Below are 21,476 nucleotides of genomic sequence, written 5' to 3'. Positions count from 1 at the left end.
GAGATCGCACCATAAGTTGTTGCAGGGCTCCTGGCAGTACTGATCATTGGCTTGTATACTGATAAATATCACTTTTCCTGGTGACGCATGACATGAGGCAGGGCCGTATCATATTTGATCTTTGGGCTGGAAAATTTAACCTGCACCATGCGTACCATTTCATTCTTATTACTATTGATCATCACCGGGATTTTTAATGCAGCAGGCCAGGAGCCGCTGAATCAGGAGCCGCTGAAAAAAGAGTCCATACCAAAATTGAATATTGCCTTTAACGGCTTGTTTCAGGCCAGGTATGCTTTCAGTAATGACAAGAATGTCGATCTGAATGGCTTGCACCATACGGATGGCAAAGCGATATATAATGATTTTGACCTGAAGCGGGTAAGGCTCCAGGCTTCCTCTAAGATATCGGACCGTACAGAAGTATTTATTTTGCTGAACCTGGCTGATTTCAAATCAGATCCTGAAAACAAGGTGCTGGAGAATGCATTTATCACGTACAGGCTCAATCCTTATATTAATTTCAGGATGGGACAGTTCAGGCCTGCATTTGGCCTGGAGGATATGTATCCTGTAGATGTCATTAAGTCTATGGATTATTCTAACCAATATACTGCATTCGGTAACAATGGCTGGCAGAGTTTCCAAATGGGGGCAAGCATTTTTGGAGCTGTAAAAGGTATTATTCCTGTACATTATGAATTTACGGTAGTCAATGGGAACAACCGCAACCAGGTGATGGATAGTGATAATGGAAAACACTTTTCTTCCCGTATAGAATTTGGCCTGGAGAAATGCCTGGACATGAAACTGGGATTGAACGGTGGACTGGCACGGGTAGCCGGGAATGGTGTGTATGCTGCCGGTATTGACCTAACGGCAAAGATACCATTGATCAAAAAATGGGCATTAGAAATTGAAACCGAAGGAAAACAAGGAAACAACCATACCCTGTTTCATGGAATTGATACGGCAAGCAGGTTAGGTAATATCAGTCAGTACCAAATAAGGGGTGTTTATTTCTTGCCCAATCTCCGTTATGCCATCAATTACCACCGGTTAAATTCAATAGAATTCTCCTGCAGATATGAATATTTTGACAAAGATTTTAAGCATGGCCATAATCCGAGGGAAACCTACACGCCTATGATCAGTGCAGAGTTTCTTAAAACATACAACGCACGTATACAACTCGGCGTAACGATAGACAGGTATAAACATCAGCTGCCAGCAACGGCACAGTATAATAATGAACTCTTTATTGTACAGGTGCAATCCCGGTTATAGTATAAAATAAATAGGTATATTTAAAACAAATTAATGGAATTAACCGGAATCTATAAAAATATATTATCGTCTGGTGTAGCGTTTATACCATATGCCACGTTAACTAAACGTTAGATAAGATCTTTGCGTCTGGTTCTTGTCCTTATAAATCACTTACTGTCTTAATATTGGTGTGTTCTGTTGGTATTGGTATTTATATTTAAGGAATAAAGATATTTAAACGCAAATGAATGCAATCGCCCCTCCACCGCAAGGTGGAGGGGCTTTGTTTTTTATAATTTTTTCAGCTGATCAGTCGCGAAACCACTAACATAGGGCACCAATATGAAAGAATTTCTGCATGTATTCATCTTGTTACAAATCAATTTTTTCATTTATACCCTCATTTGATCTCAAGGTTCCCTTAAAAAAACAACTCCTGGCCCTGATTGGGTTTATAGCTTAAAATCTCTGTTAGGATTGTATTGCAACCGATTGCAATTTTGTTTTATAAATTGTACTTTAGTCACAGGGAGTACTGGTTATCCCCAGTACACTATTCTCTGTAAAGACTAACCACTTATACAATGAACGGCAATGACACGCATTTAAAATTGATCAGGGTCTTAGGCTTAGCCTGTACCTATACGATACAATATAGATTTCTGACTGCAGCTACATTTTAAATCAGTACAAATGAATAAATATATCCTTCTCCTCGCTTTTATGGCTTTGAATAGCATTTGCCTTGCTGGAGGCCCTGCTCCATTTATTTCTCCTTCTTATACTCCGGGAAGTTTTCCGATTGTTCATCAGGGCAAGGTTCCTGCAATTCTCCTTGCCGACGATGAATGGCCTGGAGTGGTCAGGGCGGCTGGGAACCTGCAAAAAGATGTGGAAAAAGTTACAGGTATCCTGCCTGCGATGTTAAGGGGGAAAACTGAAGGTATGGCAATCATTATTGGAACAATAGGAAAGAGTAAACTGATTGACCAGCTGGTCGCAGACCATAAGATCAATGTCGCCGGTATCTCAGGGAAGTGGGAAAGTACACTGATTGAAGTGGTAAAACATCCGCTGAAAGGGGTAGATAGTGCGCTGGTGATAGCGGGAAGCGATAAGAGGGGAACGATATATGGAATTTATGAACTGTCTTATCAGATAGGTGTATCTCCCTGGTATTATTGGGCGGATGTCCCTGTAAAAAAGAGTACCGCTTTGTTCGCTGTTTCCGGGCGGCATGTGATTGCTTCGCCTGCAGTAAAATACAGGGGGATATTTTTAAATGATGAAGCCCCTGCCTTATCAGGCTGGTCGAGAAAAGAATTTGGTGGGTTTAACCACCTGTTTTACGATAAAGTATTTGAGCTGATCCTTCGCCTGAAAGGCAATTACTTATGGCCGGCCATGTGGGGAAGTGCATTTAATGATGATGACCGGATGAACCCGGTTCTTGCCGATGAAGCAGGTGTGGTTATTGGCACGTCCCATCACGAACCCCTGAGTCGTGCACATGATGAATGGAAAAGGTACAAGGGTGGGAAATGGAATTATGATCAGAATGCAGCGCAGCTCAGGGAATTCTGGGAAACTGGTTTAAAGAGGGTGGCTGATAAGGAACAGATCATTACTGTTGGAATGCGTGGTGATGGCGATGAGCCAATGACAGAAGGAACCGCCACCGCTTTGCTGGAGAAAATCGTGAAGGACCAGCGTGAAATCATATCGAAGGTAACGGGTAAACCAGCAGCACAAACACCGCAGCTCTGGGCACTTTATAAGGAAGTACAAGCTTATTATGACAATGGAATGCGGGTGCCAGATGATGTGACACTGCTGCTGTGCGATGATAACTGGGGGAATATCCGTAAACTTCCCAGGTTAGATGAAGCACCCAGATCAGGAGGTTACGGCATTTATTATCATTTCGATTATGTGGGTGATCCCAGAAACTACAAATGGATAAATACGAACCCCATTCAAAAAATATGGGAACAAATGAACCTGGCTTATACCTACAATGCGAACCAGATCTGGATTGTAAATGTAGGGGACCTGAAGCCTATGGAATTTCCCATAGAATTCTTCCTGGATTATGCCTGGGCACCGGAAGCAATTCCGGCAGAAAGACTGAAACAATATACTATAGAATGGTCCGAAAAACAGTTTGGAAGTGCCTATGCTGAAGATATTGCCGATATCATTCACAGCTACTCAAAATATAACGGACGGATCAAGCCCGAATTGCTCAATGAAAATACCTATAGCCTGGTGAACTATAATGAATTCCAGCAAGTGGTCTCAGACTATAAGAACCTGGAGAAGAAAGCGGCATTCATTTACAAACAGCTACCGGAAGCTCAGCGGGATGCTTTTTATCAGCTGGTCCTACACCCGGTTGAAGCCAGTGCAAATCTCAATGAATTGTATTACACCGTTGCCAAAAATAAGATGTACGCAAAGCAGGGAAGGATTTTAACCAATGCACTGGCAGTGAAGGCAGATTCATTGTACCGGCGTGATGCGGAGATCACAAATTACTACCATCATACCATGGCCAATGGGAAATGGAACCATATGATGGACCAGACACATATTGGTTATACCTATTGGCAACAGCCTGAGGCCAACGCGATGCCGGCAGTCCATAAAATTACGGCTATAAAACCAGCTTTAGGGATTGCCATCGAAGGATGTGATACCAGCTGGATAGGAAAAAGCAGGGTCAGCAAGTCTTTTCCGGTGTTTGACAGGAATAGTAACAAATCGTATTACTTTGAACTTTTCAACCTGGGGAATGGAGAATTGTCTTATGCCATAAAAGCACCGGATTATATCCTGGCCGGAAAAAGAAAGCATACTTTCAGTGGGGAATGCCGGGTAATTACAGCGATCGACTGGTCGAAGGCTCCTGCGGGAAATACAAGCACAGAGATTATTATTTCCGGCAGTGACGGTTCGAGATTGGTATTGCCGGTAAGAATTGAGCACAACAAACAGGAAATTTCACACAGTTTTTATCCGCAAAACGGATATATCTCCATGGAAGCCATACATTATTCAAAAGCTGTGCATAGTCGCCCGGTTTTCTGGAAAACCCTGGAAGGATATGGCAAAACCGAAGGTGGGGTAATGCCCGTTCCGGTAAGTTCTCCCGAGCAAACATTAACAGCGTCTACACCTCATCTTGAATACGAGGTGTTCCTGAAAGAAGCAGGAAGTTTCGACCTGAATGTATTTATTTCCCCAACGATAGATTTTACCGGTTTCGATGGGTTGAAGTTTGCCCTGTCGGTAGATGATGGCACTCCTGAGCTGGTCAATATTTCCAAAGATTACCAGACAGAAATGGCATGGCGGCAATCAGTAGCCGACAACATCAAGATTTTTAAACAAAGGTTGAAGTTTGACCGTCCTGGAAAGCATACCCTTAAATATTGGATGGTGAGCAGTGGAGTGGTTTTACAGAAACTGGTACTGGATTTAGGTGGTTTAAAGCCAAGTTTTTTAGGCCCGCCGGAAACATTCCTATCCTATTAAAAAATGAGAAAGATCAACACACTACTCTTCATGATTTTTAGTGCCTACGGCGCAACAGCACAAATTACATTGCCAAAACTGATCAGTGATGGGATGGTTCTGCAAAGGGATGACAGCACCAGCATATGGGGTTGGGCATCCGCAGGAGAACCTGTCCGCTTAGATTTTGACCGTCAGTCTTACCACACACATGCAGACAAAAAAGGGAAATGGACAATTAAGCTTCCTCCAAAAAGTGCTGGCGGGCCCTATGAGATGGTGTTGACAGCGAGCAATAAGGTCATCATTAAAGATATTCTTTTTGGCGATGTATATGTCTGCAGTGGGCAGAGTAATATGGAACTGCCTATGGAGCGGTTAATGGACCAGTACCCTGAAGAGATCTTACATGCTGCACATCCTGCAATCAGGCAATTCCTGGTGCCGGATGATTATAATTTTGAGCAACCTGGGACGGATGTAGCCAGCGGATCATGGGTCAGCGCCAACCAGGAAAGCATACTTAATTTCTCTGCCGTAGCTTATTTTTTTGCCCTCGATATCCAGGAGAAGTATAAAATTCCTATCGGTTTGATCAATGCGGCTGTCGGAGGTTCGCCTGCCCAGTCCTGGATCAGTGAAAAAGCACTCCGTAGATTTCCTGCATATGAGAAGGAGATGCAGGCCTTTAAAAACAAAATGCTCATCGATACGATGGAAACCGCTGACAGGAAGAGGGCGGCCAGCTGGTATACCTTACTGAACAGCAAGGATGAAGGTATAAAAGGGGATTGGAAGAACAGCCGTACAAACGAAGGCTGGGAGGAAATAGCGGTTCCCGGATACTTTGTTACGCCACCGCTTGCAAAAATGAATGGGGTGATCTGGTTCAGTAAGGAAATTCAAATCTCCAAAACCATGGCCATGCACCCCCTGAAATTATTACTTGGGCGCCTGATAGATGCAGATTCTGTCTTTATCAATGGAAAGTTCGCTGGTCACACGACCTATCAGTACCCACCCCGAAGGTATGTGTTACCCTCAGGGTTTTTTAAAGAAGGGAAGAATACCATCACTGTCAGACTGGTTGTCAATGCCGGTGGTGCAGCCTTTGTGCCGGATAAGAAATATATGCTCATTGCCGGAAATGACACCCTTGATTTAGCGGGCACATGGAAATATAAAATAGGGGCAATGACAGCCCCTGCTCCTCAGCAGAGATTTGTACGCTGGAAATCCGGCGGATTATTCAATGCGATGATCGCTCCTTTGCAGCAATACCGGATAAAGGCGGTGTTATGGTATCAGGGAGAGGCCAATACAGGAAAGCCATCCGAATATTTTGACCTGATGAAGACCCTTATTGCGGACTGGCGGGAAGGCTGGAAACAGGGTGATTTCCCTTTTCTGTATGTACAGTTGCCGGGATACATGGAAGCTAAAAAAGAGCCCTCGGAAAGCAAATGGGCGGAATTAAGAGCGGCACAGCGCAAATTACAGCTCCTGCCCCATACTGCCATGGCTGTTGCAATAGATTTGGGCGAATGGAATGATATCCATCCTTTAAATAAAAAGGATGTAGGTTACCGGCTGGCGCTGCAGGCGGGACACCTGATTTATGGTGATCAATCCGCTGTCTATTCAGGGCCTGATTTCAGCGGGATGCAGATTAAAGGGAACACGGTTATCCTTAGTTTCCGTCATAGGGGCAAGGGCCTGGTGGCAAAAAACAAGTCAGGCTTACAAGAGTTTACCATTGCGGGCAGCGATAAGGTCTATAGGAAGGCAACCGCGGAAATCAGGGGCAATCAGGTGGTCGTGTGGAATGAGGAAATCGCCCATCCGGTATCGGTCAGGTATGCCTGGGCAGATCATCCGGAAGGAGCGAACCTGTATAATATGGAGGGTTTACCTGCTGGTCCTTTTGAAACAGAATAAATTTACCTGGCTTATCCTGGAAACCTAATAACTATACATTTTAACGTGCTGGATGCCATAATCATTTACCGGAATCCTGACATGCCTTCCCTGGTGGTCCTGGTCCCCATTCATCCTGCGGCCAGGGAGCCATTGCCTGTTTTCAAATTTTCCTTCATCTATACTTAAGAAACCCGCTCTTTTATCCTGCTCCAAAGATTCAAAAGTGATCACCAGTCCGGTACCTGAAACATAAAATTCTCCGGGTTCTGTAGCCACAACCAGGCCTCCTGTGAGTGGCCATGAATCTTTTTTTGATTCCGGCGACCAGCCCAGCTTATAATCATGGCTGATGTGCAATTTGTAATTTCCGAGAACAAGGGTGGTGGAAGCGGAATCTTTATCCAGCATAAATCCCTTCACCTGTCCTGCAGGGCCATATTGAGTGATCAATGGGATCAGCTGATGTAAGATAGCGTAGGCTTTCCCAATCGGTTCTTTTTCCGGCTGATCTGTAGATTCAATAGAAAAAGGAGAAAAAGACAGGCAATTGTAATTCCCGAAGGCAAAAAACGCTTTGGCATCCACACCGGCTTCAAACCTGATCTCAGGAATAAACAAAGGATCGGATGCACGGGTATACAGATCACTCCAATGCCGGAAGTCAGGGTTATAAAAATCGGGAGCCAGGATATCTACAGACGGCGCAGCGGCTTTCCATATATCCATCACATGGGGAAGGGGACCTGCGGAAGGATAATCACCAGGTTTTTTGCCGGGTGCATTTAAGGCTGCATTTACGTACATGGGTAAATTATAGGCTTTTTTTCCTGCAAGCGTCAGTTCATCAATAAAACGGGCATAATACCAGGCCATAAATATTTCGTCTGTGGCCAGGCTTTTGCCGAAAACCTCTTCCCAGCTGCCATGGGTTTTATAACCGCCCTCTTTCCATATTCTTTTGATGTCCGGTAGGAGGGAATTCTTGTTTTCCTGGAGATAGGTGAACAGTTTTGCAGGAACATCCTGTTTAAATGCGGTATTGGCTGCGGCATCATAGGTTTTTGCTTCCGGCAGCATGCCGATTTCATTTTCTACCTGAATCATGATAACGGTATGTTCATGACCATCTGTCTGTTTTAAATGCCGCATCAGTGCTGCAAAAGCCTGTTGGTCTGCTTCCAGGTTGGCCTTGCTGAAGGGAGAAAGTATTTCCTGTTTTTTACCCTTCCTATCTTCTGCCCTTGGGAATCTCTTTGTATCTGTTTTTACCCAGGCAGGTGCATAACAGGACATGCTGTTCTTCCATGCACCAAACCATAACAGGACCAGTTTCATCTGGTTTTTTCGTGCATCCCTAATCAGGTCATCTACCAGGTTAAAGTTAAATTTACCTTCCTCAGCTTCTATCAGCTCCCAGTAAACTGGGGCAATGACTGTATTTAAGTGCATTTGCTTCAGCTTAGGCCATACTGGTTGCAGGTATGGCGTATGTGATGCACTCGAATTGCCAAGTTCTCCTCCCAGGATTAAAAATGGCTGGTCTGAAACGAGCAGTTGCATAAATTTGCCTTTTTTGATCAGGTGGGGTATTGTCCCTTTTTGTTGGGCATGCGAATTCGCCGGACAGCATAACGAGAGTAAAATGGATAAAATACAACCTGTAAGCTTTAACATAGTGTTCCGATAAAATGAATGAATTTAAAAATAGGTCAGCACAATGAATTTATTCATTGTGCTGTTGATTTGATATTTTACTTCCCTTTTAACACTTGAATTACCGCTGCATAGGCTGGTTTTTTCTTCCCGCTGTTGTCAAACAATAAGGGAGCGTCATTTAACTTTTGCTGGGTAACAATCCAGCTGTTCTTATCCATTTGTCCCCAGATGGTAATGCCATGCCGCTGTGCAGCGGGAACATGGTTGAAGTAAGACTGAAGGATATATTTGTACATACTCGCCTGTAAACTGTACAGTGTTGCAGAAGTTGCCGGATCCATCACTTTATTGCTTGGATTTAATTTCACATCCAGTTCAGAGATGCGTATTTGCAAACCTGTCGCGGCCAGTTTTTTGAACATGTTATCGATATCGTGGTAAGAACTGTTGATGCTGCTGTGCATTTGTGTGCCTATTCCATGAATAGGCACATTTGCCTCTTTTAATGCGGTGACGATTTTTACCAGGCTGTCTACTTTTGCCGATCCGGCTTCCAGGTTATAATCATTGATAAAAAGCAAAGCAGTGGGATCTGCCTGGTTTGCATAGGTAAAGGCTTTTGCAAGGTAAGCCCTGCCCAGATATTCTGCCCAATAAAAGGTATCGGCTGCATCTTTGTCGGTGTAGGGGCCTGTCCTTAAACTTCCATTGTCATTTACGGGTTCATTCACCACATCCCATTCTTTCACCCTGTCTTTAAAATGGTTGACCATACCTGTGATAAATGTTTTCATGGCATCGTCAATTTTTGATGCCACTTCAGTAGGGGGCAGGGGAGTGCCCAGGCTGGCATCGGTAACGGTGATGTCATCTATAAAATAAGTGTTTGCCTTTAATCCGATATCCAGCAATAACCTTGTTTGTGCATCTTTTGCTGTGATAGACCAGCTGACTTGTGTCCAGGAGGTTCCTGTGGTCTGGTCTCCCTGGTATTGCGCATTCGGTTGCGTAGATAAACGGATAGATCCTCCTGCTGTGGCAGATTTAATCCAGAAGGAAATGGTATAAGTTTTTCCTGCTTCAGTATTGAATAAATCACTGGCGAGTTGTATTTTGTATTGTGCGCCCGGATTGTCAGTCGTGTTGACGACTTTTAGCGCCCTGGTTCCGCCATGAATTTCTGAAGCAGTTTTGGTCTCACTGAATGACGTGGCACCATTATAGGCACTCCAGTTTGTAAAAGTACTTCCTGTTCCCAGTTCAAAGTCGCCATTCCGTATCAGGTTCGGAACAGGATTACCTGTACTTCCGGGTATGAGGGAACGCAGGTAAGTCCCATTTTGATTTTGATGCCATACCAGGGTATGCCCATACACCTTAAGACCTGCACTATTGGCATTGGTGACCAGTTCATCGGCACGACTGAAATTCAGCGTGCCGTCTGCCTTTACGATAGCTCCGTGTTTCATTGCATATCCGAAGGTTACGTTACCGGCCTCGCGGATTACAATATTCCGGTCGCCATAGGTATTGGCTATGAAATCATAGTCAATAGCCATGCCTATAGGGACAGCGCTGGCTGATTGGAGTGTCCCGGAAGTATCCGTATATGAATTTTCCAGGGTGCTGTTTACCCCATTGTACATTTCTTTTTTACAGGCACACATAGCCACGATCACTATCATTAAGCCTGATATCATTAATTTCTGTTTCATCAGAATGTCTGTTTAATTGGATATAATTTATCTTGTCCTGGTCCGTCACACGACCTTATCTGTGCAGGTGTCTAATAGTAGCCCGGATTCTGGTATTTATTGCGGTTGGCATCTCCGCCGGGATCAACCACACTGTTGATCTGGTCCTGGGGAATAGGCCTCAGGTTATGGAAACTCTGTACATTTGCCGCTCCATCAGGGTTGTAAGACTTCACACGGTCTACCAGTTTGTTCCTTACCGCAAGGTCTGCCCAGCGCAAGCTTTCACCACACAGTTCCCGTGTGCGCTCATCAAGAATAAAATCGAGGGTAATCTGGCTCAGCCCTATCTGCATTGCCGCTACTCTCTGGGCCAGCTGTTCTGCCGTAAGTCCCGGACGGTAGGCTGCACGTGTACGCAATACATTGATCAGGGTAACGGCATCTGAAGGATGGCCATCCTGCATTGCTGCTTCCGCCGCGGTAAGGTAGGTCTCGGAAAGTTTGGAAACGATAAATGGTCTTCCTGAAACATCCTGGGGATTATTGCGCAGACTGTCATCATACTTTTTAAGGTTTGGATACAGCTGTGTCTTTTTGGTCTGGTTGGTCCACCAATCGTCCGGGCCCACAATTTTGTATTTTTTTCCTGCTGCGACCAGCTGATTTGCACGTGCAGTGGTCAGAGGCAGGTAAATGGCCGTGTCGCCAATTTTAAAGCCTATTGTGGCCAGTTTGGCAATAAAAGCCTGCAGGTCGGCACCTGTCCTGACTGTATTTACCTTCCATAAGGTACGGAAGGTATGGTCCCAGCGGCTATCATTCACCTTATCGGAAAAAGCAGTATTGGAAACATACCTCGTTGGTGCAAATTGCCGCAATGGCCTGCCATAGATCAGTGGACGGTCATCAATCAGGCTTACGCCATCAACAGTAATCTGATTTTGATAATTGGCATTAAAGAGGTTGTTGGCAATGTTTACTTTATTGGCAAAGTCAGTGCTGGGGTCAAGTGTTTCATTCGCTGCATTGTTTAAGGCAAGTCGTTCTACCGAATACAGGATTTCTCTGTTGTAATCATTTCCCTGTTTGTGTACCTGACCATAATCAGGTAAAAGGTCTGTCCCATATTTAGCCTTATTGTTGATGAGTTCCATTGCGGTGGTATAGGCATTTTTAAAATCCGTAGCTTCTTTTACTGCGGAATACCCTCTGAACAGGTAAACTTTGGCAAGCAGGTGTAAAGCTGCCGGTTGTGCCAGCTTGAAAGAGGAATTCCCGGCGGAAGGAGAGGCATTTGTAGATCCCGGCCGTTGAACAGGGAGATGCTGACTGGCGAAAGTGAGGTCGTCAATCATCGCCTGGTAGTTCTTTTTTAAGATATCATTAAAAGGCAGCCTGTTAAATCCATAGTAGGGTACCTCGGTAAACTGCAGGTCGCCCGAACCGAGATCTATCGGCACAGCCCCAAAATGTTCTACCAGCAGCAGGTAGAGGTGTGCCCTTAAGTACCTTGCTTCAGCCATAAGGACATTTCTTCGGTTGTCATCCATCGCTACATCCGGTGCGAACTTCAGTATGGCATTACAGAGGTTAATGCCATTGTAATTCCTGTTCCAGGGAGTCAGGATGGCACCATTGGTAGGTGGGATCTGGTAGGTGCCGAGTTCTAAAAACTGACCTGAGGTCACCTGATCCCCAAAGGTAAACTCATCGGTTCCTACATTACTTAGCCCTACGGCTCCCAGGGGACCAAAGTCGTACCGCATATTCGCGTATACGGCATTGATTGCCGACTGCAAACCGCCTTCAGTTTTGTAATAATCCGTTGTAAAGGCGGTATAGGGCTGTTCAATGAGGGCCTTTTTACAACTGCTCCCTGTGATGGAAACCATAGCCAGCAACAGGATAAAGAATTGATATGTTGATTTCATAATTTCGATGGTTAAAGATTATAAAGTGATATTGATACCTGCTATGATCGATTTGGTGGAAGGTGTGGTTACCCCGATGGTCAATGCGCGACTGGAGATATTTCCCGGATTCTGAACGCCCTGGTTCCCCAGACCTGTTGCTTCAGGATCTACGCCTCCTGCACGGACGTAGGGAGAGAAAAGGATGAATGGATTTTGGGAGGAACAATAGATCCTCAGGTTTTGCGCACCAATCCTTTTGGCCCAGGTCTGACTCAGGTTATAGCCAAGGGTAATGGTCCTTACTTTTAAAAAGCTGGCATCAAAATAACCCAGGGTACTTCCTGCATCACTTGTCAGCGGAGACGAAATTTGTCCGCCGTTGACATTTGGCGATGGATAAAAATTGGTAGGATTCGTGGGTGTCCAGTAATCTACTGCGATCTGGTTTCTCCTGCCATCGTTAATGGTCGTGTATCCGGCAAGGGGCTGGTGGACCTGGCTGATCAATGTACCTCCATAACGTCCGTAAAGCACAAAGGAAAAATCAAATCCCTTGTAGCTGAACCTGTTGGTCAGACCACCCTGAATCTTCGCCTGACTGTTCCCAATCACATGTTTATCGTCTACAGTAAGCTTACCGTCACCATTATGGTCTTCCAGCTTGATCTGTCCCGGAACAAAACCATATGTTGCAGCCTCTTCCGCTTCATCCAGCTGCCAGATCCCTAATTTTTTATAATCAAAAATGGCACTAAGCGGTTCGCCAACAAATAGCTGACTGTTTACCACTGAGGTCACGTTACCGTTGAGGGCGACCAGTTTATTGCGGTTGAAATAAAAGTTCAGGTCTGTTCCCCAGGTAAATCCTCCGCGGTCTGATACAATATTCTGACTGGATATGGCGAATTCCATCCCTTTGTTCTTTACATTGCCAATGTTGGTAAGGTAAGGGTCAATTATCCCCGATGTCGGTGGAAGGGATACGCCATATAATAATTTCGTGGTACTGGCCGTATAATACTCTGCGCTTCCTGACAGTCGGTTCGCAAAGAAGGCAAAATCCAATCCGATATTGGTAGTTTTAGTATATTCCCAGTCCAGGTTAGGATCAACAATCCGGCTTACATAATACCCGTTGACGATAGTGGAACCATAATTATACAAGACCTGTGGATTTCCACCAATACCTGTATTTACGGCTGACAGGCCGCCTAAAGTACTATATGCCGCAATACCCTGATTGGCCGTTACCCCAAATCCTGCCCTCAGTTTCAAATTTGAAATGGCAGGCAGTTGCTGCATGAACTTTTCATTGCTGATGATCCATCCTGCAGAAACAGCGGGGTATGATTTGTATTTATTTCCTTCTCCAAGTCTGGAAGACCCATCGCGCCGGCCGGTGAGGGTAATCATGTATTTATCATTGTATACATAATTTGCCCTGAGCATCATAGAAACTAAAGATGATTTCGACTCCGCACCATTTAGAACCGCTGCTGGTGAGGAGGAGGATAATCCCAGGTTATAGAACTGGACAAAATCGGCCGTAATAGAATCTTTTCTGACAGAAGTATTGTGTGTTTGTTCCTGCTCAAAACCGAAGAGTGCGGTGACACTGATGCGGTGTTTTTCTGCAAAGGTTTTCTCATAGGTAAGGAGGTTATCCAGGTTATATTTGGTAGCAGAAGCATTATTTACTGCTGCTGTATTGTAGGTGCTAGGCCTGAAATAGCTGTCAGTTCCCTGAAATTGTGCGCCCTCTTCCTGCTGGAAATCAAGCCCCACATTCAGGCGGTATTTTAATCCCTCAATGATTTTCACCTCCCCAAACATGCTGTTGAAGGAATGGAAACGGCGAACCCTGTCTACAGACGCATCTTTATCGCTACGGAGCAGCAGAGGGTTATAGGTCGTGTTAAAATCGTCAACATTCCCTGCAGGCTTGAGGTTGATGGATCCGTCGGCATGGTAGGGGGAAGCCAGGGGACTTAGCGTCAGCAGAGGAAACACATTTGCCGGAAACTGGGATCCATGGGTAATATTATAATTCGTCAGGTTATTGAAGCCTATTTTTACACGATCGTTCAATGTAAAATCGGCCGTCGCTTTTATCGTACCGCGAATAAAATCCTGCCCTGGCAATACCGTGGTTTGCTTGAAGAAACCCCCACCAGCAGAAAACTGGCTTTTCTCGGAGCCCCCTGAAATGTTAAGGCTATGGTCGGTTATCAATCCATTTCTGTAAAGGAGGTCCTGCCAGTCAGTATTCCTTCCTTCAGCGATTCCTGCCTGCTCATCTGCATTGTATCCCTGGGTAAATACGGAAAGGTCACGCAGTGCACGGTATTGGTCCGCATCATAAACCTTGTATTTGCGGGTGACGCTGCTGATCCCATAATAGCTGCTCATATTCACGCGCGTGGCACCTGCGGCACCTCTTTTGGTGGTAATGAGGATCACACCATTTGCTCCCCTGGATCCATAGATTGCTGTTGCAGAGGCATCTTTCAGGATATCCATTGCGGCGATATCATTCGGATTGATGTCATTAATAGAGCCGCTGTAAGGGATGTTGTCGAGCACGATCAAAGGATCGTTTCCGGCCTGGATAGAGCGTTCTCCGCGAATTCTGATCTGTGCACCTGCGCCCGGCCTGGTGCCTACAGCCTGTACTTCCACACCGGCTGCCCTACCCTGCAAGGCCTGCTGGACGTTGGCTGAAGGGACTTCCCGCAGGGTATTGCCACTCACAGAGACCACAGAACCTGTCACATCTTTACGTTTTTGCGTTCCGTAACCGATCACAACCACCTCATTCAGGTTTTTGGAATCGGGTGTAAGTACAATGGTATAATTGGTTAGGGTACTTTTGATTTCGATCTCCTGGGTCGGATAACCAATATAGGTGACAATGATTGCGGTTTCATTTGCAGGGGCATTCAGGGTAAAGCTGCCATCGGCCAGGGTCACGGTTGCTTTGCCGGAGGATTTAAGTTTTACACCGGCACCCTGCAAGGGTACATTCTTTTCATCCAGAACTTTTCCCTTTAAAATTTTTTGTGCGAAAAGCACAGCAGGAGTGAGGTTCAGCAATAAGAGCAGCAGTACACACCTGAAGAGTTTTTTTTGTCTAGGTCTTTTCATAAGGGTTTAAATTAATTCACAGTATTGATCTGATGTTTTAATTATCCCAGGCTGTATCTGTCTTATTATGAGGAGGGAATACAGCCCTGGTATATTTGGTTAGGATAAAAGTATAAATTAATTGTGAATTTGCAATCGATTGCAATTAATATTTTTATTTTTCCTTTTTTATGGCTTCTAATACACTAAAAAGGCTATTTTATGAGGGTGTACCGATTGCATATTTTGAGATATGGGTATGATACAAAAAGAAGCAAAGCCGTAATTTGCCGAGAGGAGGGGTAGGAGGGAAGAAATAAGGAAGGGGAAGCCATAAAAAAGCCCCCTGGAAAATCAGGAGGCTTAAGTTTTGTATCCGGTTTCACACGATCAGTTCGACCGCTAAGCTGCTGATCAGGTCAGTGTCAACAGGAAAGCCGGGGCAGGGGAATTAAATGAACCTGTTGATCAGGTTCTCCAGCAGTTCCTGCTGTCCGCTTAATGTTTCAGGTTCGCCTTTTTCAACTGCATAGTTGCGCAGGTCTACCAGGTTAAGTTTACCATTTTCAAAATCTTTTCCTGCACCGGTATCAAATGAAGCATACCTGTTGCTGCGGATTTTTTTATAGTCGGAATGCTGCAGAATCTGGTCTGCCGTCACCAATGCCCTTGCAAAAGTGTCCATTCCGCCAATGTGTGCATAGAATATATCTGCTACATCGGTGGAATTCCTTCTGATTTTTGCATCGAAATTGATACCGCCACCCTGTAATCCATTGGCTTCAAGAACAACCAGCATGGCTTCCGTGACTTCATTGATGTCATTAGGGAACTGGTCAGTATCCCATCCATTCTGATAATCTCCCCTGTTTGCGTCCATAGAGCCCAGCAGGCCTGCATCTGCAGCGACCTGAAGCTCATGGGTGAAGGTGTGTCCGGCAAGTGTAGCATGGTTAACTTCCAGGTTCAGCTTGAAATCTTCCAGCAGGTCATATTGACGAAGGAAGCCAATTACGGTAGAAGCATCATAGTCATACTGGTGTTTGGTAGGCTCACATGGTTTTGGTTCAATCAGGAAAGTCCCTTTAAAACCCTGGCTGCGTGCATAATCTTTCGAGGCATGCAGGAATTGTGCAAGATGTTCTTTCTCGCGTTTCATATTGGTATTCAGCAGGCTCATGTAACCTTCGCGACCACCCCAGAATACATAGTTTTCACCACCCAGGGCAATTGTAGCATCCAGGGCCGCTTTTACCTGTGCAGCACCATGGGCAAGTACATGGAAGTTTGGATTGGTAGAGGCACCATTCATATATCTGCGGTTAGAAAACAGGTTGGCTGTACCCCAAAGTAATTCCACCCCACTCGCTGCCTGCTTTTGCTTTGCATAATCCACAATAGCCTGCAGGCGTCTTTCATTCTCTTGTACGTCATTTGTAAAGTCTACCAGGTCCACATCATGGAAACAGTAGTATGGAAGGTTTACTTTAGTCAAAAATTCAAAAGCAGCATCCATCTTATCTTTCGCGCGTTCTACAGCATCAGCTTTTTCATTCCAGGGATGGTTAAGTGTACCTTCTCCGAACTGATCGCCCCCTGTAGCCACAAAGGAATGCCAGTATGCTCCCGCAAAACGCAGGTGTTCTTTCATTGTTTTACCAGCAATAACCCTGTTTTCATCGTACCAGCGAAAGGCCAGTGGATTGTCTGATTCAAGGCCTTCAAATTTTACCTGTCCAATTCCTTTGAAGAATTCTTTCTCTCCTGTAATTACATTTGTCATATCTGAATTATTTATCGTATTTTTTATTTGAATTTTGTTCCTGCAGGAATTTAATCCTGTTTATTTAAGAAGTACAACCAGTCCTGATACTCGGGCTCATAAACCGCTGTGCTCGATGGCTCTACCAGTTGCAGCGGTTTTACATTGCTGAAAGCTTCTGCCGGTATGGAAAATGTCTTCGCTCCGATGCCGGAACCCAGCGCTGCACCCACACTGCCGTCATTTTCATACAATTCTACCGGTACCCCAGTACTGTTTACAAATGCTTCGAGAAACAGGTTGCTCAAAAAGAGGTTGGCTTTTCCGGCACGGATTACGGTCGGATTTAATCCATTGGAACGCATGATGTCCAGTCCATAGCGGAATGCGAAGGCGATGCCTTCCTGCACAGCGCGGAAGAGGTGTGATTGTGTATGGACATTGAGGTCGATATGGTGAAAATGTACACCGACGAGCCTGTTATTGAGCATGCGCTCGGCACCATTCCCAAAAGGGAGGATCCGTAGACCTTCTGAACCAATTTTTATCCTGGAGGCTTCGGCATTCATCTGGGCATAACTGACCGAGGAACCGAAAAGATTTTTTGTCCAGCGGTTTAAACTCCCGGTTCCGTTAATGCAAAGCAGTACCCCTAAGCGTTTTTCTTCTTCCGTATGGTTCACATGGGCGAACGTATTTACACGTGATTGCGGATCATAGGCAAGCTGATCGCTTACCCCGTAAATTACACCTGAAGTACCTGCAGTGGCAGCAACTTCACCGGGTTGCAGCACGTTAAGGGACAGGGCATTGTTGGGTTGGTCGCCAGCCTTATAAGTTACCGGTGTACCTTCTGCAAGGCCGGTTAGCTGCGCAATAGGACTGCTTACACGCCCATGTTCAGCAAATACCGGTTTAATTTCCGGGATCAGGGAATGCTCGAAACCATAATAGTCCATCAGCGCTGCTGATACACTGTTGGTCTGGAAGTCCCAGAAGATCCCTTCCGACAGTGCGGAAATACTGGTGGTGATTGTTGAGGTCAGCTTCATGGCAATGAAGTCACCCGGCAGCATAAATTTATCGATGCGGGCATAGGTTTCCGGTTCGTTCTGTTTGACCCATGCCAGTTTTGAGGCCGTAAAGTTTCCCGGGGAATTCAGCAGATGGGAGAGGCAGTGCGCTTCACCCAGCGCTTCAAATGCTGCATTTCCCAATTCTACTGCCCTGCTGTCACACCAGATGATGCTGTCCCGCAACAGTTGCTGTTCTTTATCAACCAGTACCAATCCATGCATCTGGTAAGCGATTCCTATCGATGAAATGTCATGGGGATTAAATTTTCCTGTTTTTTTGCAGGCATCAAAGGCATGCAGGACGTGGTCCCACCACATTTCGGGCGACTGTTCCGCCCAGCCCGGCTGCAGGGCCGTAATTAAGCTTTCTTCTTCAGGGTATTGTGCCTGACTCAACACTCGCTGGCTTTCCGCATCCACAACGGCAACTTTTATGGAGGATGTTCCTATATCTATTCCTAGTAACAACATAATATTTTTTGTGTTAACATTCCCTTGGGTTTATATCCTGGTTATTGGGAAACGAATTTAAGTTATTATTTTTATTGCGCAATCGATTGCCCAATTATTTTTTTGCATTTTTACAATTAATTATGAAACGCCAGAAAAGAACAACGATCTACGACATTGCGCAAAGGCTGAATATCGCCGCTTCATCTGTTTCCAGGGCACTGAGCAACAGCAATAAAGTAAATGCAGCCACCAAAGCACTCGTATTGAAAACTGCCGCCGAGATGAATTACCAGCAAAATGCGATGGCTTCAAATCTGAGGAAAGGAAATAATCCGACCATTGGCGTAGTGGTGCCCCGGATTAACCAGGGATTTTTCTCCAATGTCATCGCGGGACTGGAAGAGATTACCTATAAAAAGGGGTATAATTTAATTATTTGCCAGTCGAATGAACTCCATGCACGGGAGGTCGACTGTGTAAATGCGCTGATTAACCAGCATGTGAGCTGTATTGTCATTTCCATTGCGGCAGAAACAGGCAGCCACGATCATTTGCAGCAGGTACTTGACCGTCAGATCCGCCTTATCCAGTTTGACCGGGTGGTAGATGAACTGGATACTTTTAAGGTCATCAACGACAATGAGCGTGCTTCTTATGAAGCCGTAACGCACCTGATTCATCAGGGATACCAAAGAATTGCCCTTTTGGAGGGACCGATACACCTTGATATCTTTCGGCAGCGTAAGGAAGGCTATCTTTCTGCACTCAGAAAACATGGCCTGCCTATCCTGGAAGAACTAATGATTGAAAATGCATGGACCAAAGAGCTTGGAGCCCAGGGAACGACAACCCTGCTGGAACTGCCGGAACCGCCTGATGCTATATTTGCCTCCACCTCTGACTTCTCTGCACTGGGTGTACTGGAGGCTGCTACGGATAAAGGGATCTCTGTACCCGACCAATTGGGGATCTGTGGGTATTCAAATGAACCTTTTACTGAAATTACCAGCCCTTCTATTACCACTATCGACCAGTACAGCATGAGCATGGGTAAAACCATTGCCAATCTTTACTTCCAGGAAATGGAAGTTTTTGACCTGAATGTGGAACCTAAAATCGTCAGTATAAAGCCTAAACTCATCGTCAGGAAGTCAACCCAGAGAAAATGAGTTTGTGGAGGCTTCCGGCCTGTTATATCACGAATGAATAAATAATGCAACGGATTGCATTTTATTAAAAAATCATTACTTTAGTCCCCCATAAGGTACGAAAAGTATGAAGACCGATAAAGTTATAACCATCTATGATATTGCTGAGCGCTTAAACCTGGCACCATCTACAGTCAGCCGCGGCCTTCAGGATAATCCTGCAGTCAATCCGCGGACGAAGAAGAAAATTTTCGATGCCGCAAATGAAATGGGATACAGGTTCAATACCTTTGCCCGCAATCTTCGCAATCAGAGAACCAATACCATTGGTGTAATTGTACCCCGCCTGAACAGTTATTTCATTTCTGATATCCTTGCAGGAATAGAAAAGGAACTGAATGGGGCAGGCTATAACATGCTCATCAGTCAATCGCTTGAGCTGGAAGAGAATGAAATCAAATATGCGAAAGCGATGTTACACAATAGGGTGGACGGGCTTATCGTCAACTTAGCTGCCAATACGAGGAACCTCGACCACTTTGATGAATATATCCGCCACCATATCCCCTTGCTGTTTGTGGACAGGGTGATTGAAAATGATGATTTTAACAAAGTCGTGATCAACAATACCAAGGCAGGTTACGATGTGACTTCCCATCTGATCGCACAGGGCTGTAAAAGTATTGCGCACTTGACGGGTAGCCTGATGAGGAATGTCTATGAAGACAGAAAATCAGGCTATCAGAAGGCACTTGCCGAACACCATATTCCTTATCGGGAAGAACTTGTTCTCGAAACCGACCTTACTGAGGCGTCGGCAGTGAAAGCTGCAGAACATATCCTCCAGATGAAAAACCGGCCCGACGCCTTATTTGTCGCCAATGATCTTTCGGCGGTGATCTGCATGAAAGTATTTCAGGACGCGGGACTTCGGATTCCGGAAGATATGGCTATTGCAGGATTTAACAACGATATCAGTTCCAGAATTTCTGCCCCTATGCTGACTACGGTGAACTATCCTGGTGAGGAGATGGGGAAACTGGCAGCAAGGAACCTGATCAACCTGGTTAACGGTGAAAGTGATGGGGCACTGACCAACACCATTATTCTGAAATCCCAGTTGCTGATCAGGGAATCCTCCTTAAAAAAGAAAGCGGATTTCCTGCAAATGTGAACGAACATACATCATTATGAAAACAAAAATTGCTATAGTTACCGGGGGGGCTTCAGGGCTTGGTTTTGCAATCAGCCGGAAGCTGGTGGAAGAAAAGGTCAGGACGGTGATCATCGGAAGAAATGAAGATTCGCTTCGGGCGGCAGTCGCAGAACTTGGAGAATTGTGTAGTTACAAGGTGCTGGACCTGCAGCAGATTACGGAAATCCCAGACTGTATCAGTAGCATTGCAGCAGAATTGGGCACAATTGATATCCTGGTGAATAATGCAGGGATCAATCAGAAGAAACCTTTTCTGGAAGTCACAGATACCGATTTCTACCATATTATCCATACCAATGTCCTTGCTGTTTTTGCCATGAGCAGGGAAGTGAGCAAGGTGATGATCAGTGCCGGAAGCGGTGCTATTGTCAACATCAGTTCTATGGCTGCACAATATGGTATCCCCAAAGTCATCGCTTATACAGCGGCAAAGTCGGCCATAGAAGGGATGACCAAAGCCATGGCCGTAGAACTTTCCCCACTCGGTATCCGTGTCAACTGTGTGGCTCCGGGATTTATTAAAACAGCGATGTCATCCAAGGCACTCGACAGCGACCCGGAAAGAAAGAGCAAAGTGCTTTCCAGAACCCCCATGGGCTATTTAGGACTTCCAGAGGATGTGGCAGGGGCAGTATATTACCTGAGCTCAGAAAGCTCAAAATATGTGACTGGAGTGATCGTACCGGTGGATGGCGGGAATTCCATAGGCTTCTAATTTTTTTTAACC

The 21,476-nt window shown here is 45.3% G+C and carries 12 protein-coding genes; 6 read left to right on the top strand and 6 right to left on the bottom strand.

The genetic code is table 11. From position 1 onward, the window contains the following. Positions 1-147: 147 nt before the first annotated feature. From ACSBL2_RS22095 to ACSBL2_RS22085, 3 genes are all read left to right on the top strand, one after another. Positions 148-1,287 (top strand): porin, encoded by a 1,140-nt coding sequence (locus tag ACSBL2_RS22095; protein WP_442588730.1) that lies wholly within the window; start codon positions 148-150, stop codon positions 1,285-1,287. Positions 1,288-1,962: 675 nt separating this feature from the next. Continuing rightward, positions 1,963-4,806: a glycosyl hydrolase 115 family protein gene (locus ACSBL2_RS22090; RefSeq protein ID WP_442588729.1), complete on the top strand. Its 2,844-nt coding sequence runs from the start codon at positions 1,963-1,965 to the stop codon at positions 4,804-4,806. 3 nt (positions 4,807-4,809) lie between these two features. Next, positions 4,810-6,723 (top strand): sialate O-acetylesterase, encoded by a 1,914-nt coding sequence (locus ACSBL2_RS22085; protein WP_442588728.1) that lies wholly within the window; start codon positions 4,810-4,812, stop codon positions 6,721-6,723. A 24-nt stretch (positions 6,724-6,747) separates the two neighbouring features. Here the strand turns inward: ACSBL2_RS22085 and ACSBL2_RS22080 are convergent, their stop codons facing one another. The 6 genes from ACSBL2_RS22080 to ACSBL2_RS22055 all read right to left on the bottom strand — a co-directional run bounded on the left by ACSBL2_RS22080 (position 6,748) and on the right by ACSBL2_RS22055 (position 18,403). Continuing rightward, positions 6,748-8,265: a GH35 family beta-galactosidase gene (locus tag ACSBL2_RS22080; RefSeq protein ID WP_442588727.1), complete on the bottom strand. Its 1,518-nt coding sequence runs from the start codon at positions 8,263-8,265 to the stop codon at positions 6,748-6,750. Between the two features lie 191 nt (positions 8,266-8,456). Next, the gene (locus ACSBL2_RS22075) at positions 8,457-10,076 is read right to left on the bottom strand and encodes an endo-1,4-beta-xylanase (RefSeq protein WP_442588726.1); all 1,620 of its coding nucleotides are present in this window, start codon (positions 10,074-10,076) and stop codon (positions 8,457-8,459) included. 71 nt (positions 10,077-10,147) lie between these two features. Beyond that, entirely contained in the window at positions 10,148-11,989 is a 1,842-nt protein-coding gene (locus ACSBL2_RS22070; RefSeq protein ID WP_442588725.1) for a RagB/SusD family nutrient uptake outer membrane protein, read from the bottom strand. Between the two features lie 18 nt (positions 11,990-12,007). Beyond that, complete coding sequence (locus ACSBL2_RS22065; RefSeq protein ID WP_442588724.1) at positions 12,008-15,115, bottom strand: SusC/RagA family TonB-linked outer membrane protein; 3,108 nt, start codon at positions 15,113-15,115, stop codon at positions 12,008-12,010. 430 nt (positions 15,116-15,545) lie between these two features. Next, complete coding sequence (xylA, locus tag ACSBL2_RS22060) at positions 15,546-16,877, bottom strand: xylose isomerase (RefSeq protein WP_442588723.1); 1,332 nt, start codon at positions 16,875-16,877, stop codon at positions 15,546-15,548. Between the two features lie 50 nt (positions 16,878-16,927). Next, entirely contained in the window at positions 16,928-18,403 is a 1,476-nt protein-coding gene (locus ACSBL2_RS22055) for a xylulokinase (RefSeq protein WP_442588722.1), read from the bottom strand. Between the two features lie 122 nt (positions 18,404-18,525). On the opposite strand from ACSBL2_RS22055, the gene ACSBL2_RS22050 reads away from it, so the two are divergent. From ACSBL2_RS22050 to ACSBL2_RS22040, 3 genes are all read left to right on the top strand, one after another. After that, positions 18,526-19,554, top strand: a complete 1,029-nt coding sequence (locus ACSBL2_RS22050) for a LacI family DNA-binding transcriptional regulator (protein ID WP_442588721.1) — start codon at positions 18,526-18,528, stop codon at positions 19,552-19,554. Positions 19,555-19,660: 106 nt separating this feature from the next. Next, positions 19,661-20,707: a LacI family DNA-binding transcriptional regulator gene (locus tag ACSBL2_RS22045; RefSeq protein WP_442588720.1), complete on the top strand. Its 1,047-nt coding sequence runs from the start codon at positions 19,661-19,663 to the stop codon at positions 20,705-20,707. Positions 20,708-20,723: 16 nt separating this feature from the next. Next, the gene (locus tag ACSBL2_RS22040; protein ID WP_442588719.1) at positions 20,724-21,464 is read left to right on the top strand and encodes an SDR family NAD(P)-dependent oxidoreductase; all 741 of its coding nucleotides are present in this window, start codon (positions 20,724-20,726) and stop codon (positions 21,462-21,464) included. Positions 21,465-21,476: the final 12 nt, after the last annotated feature.

The organism is Pedobacter sp. AW31-3R (assembly GCF_052180285.1).
GTDB lineage: Bacteria > Bacteroidota > Bacteroidia > Sphingobacteriales > Sphingobacteriaceae > Pedobacter.
The sequence above is the reverse complement of the archived record's forward strand: the minus strand, read 5'-3'. Positions and strand labels throughout refer to the sequence as shown.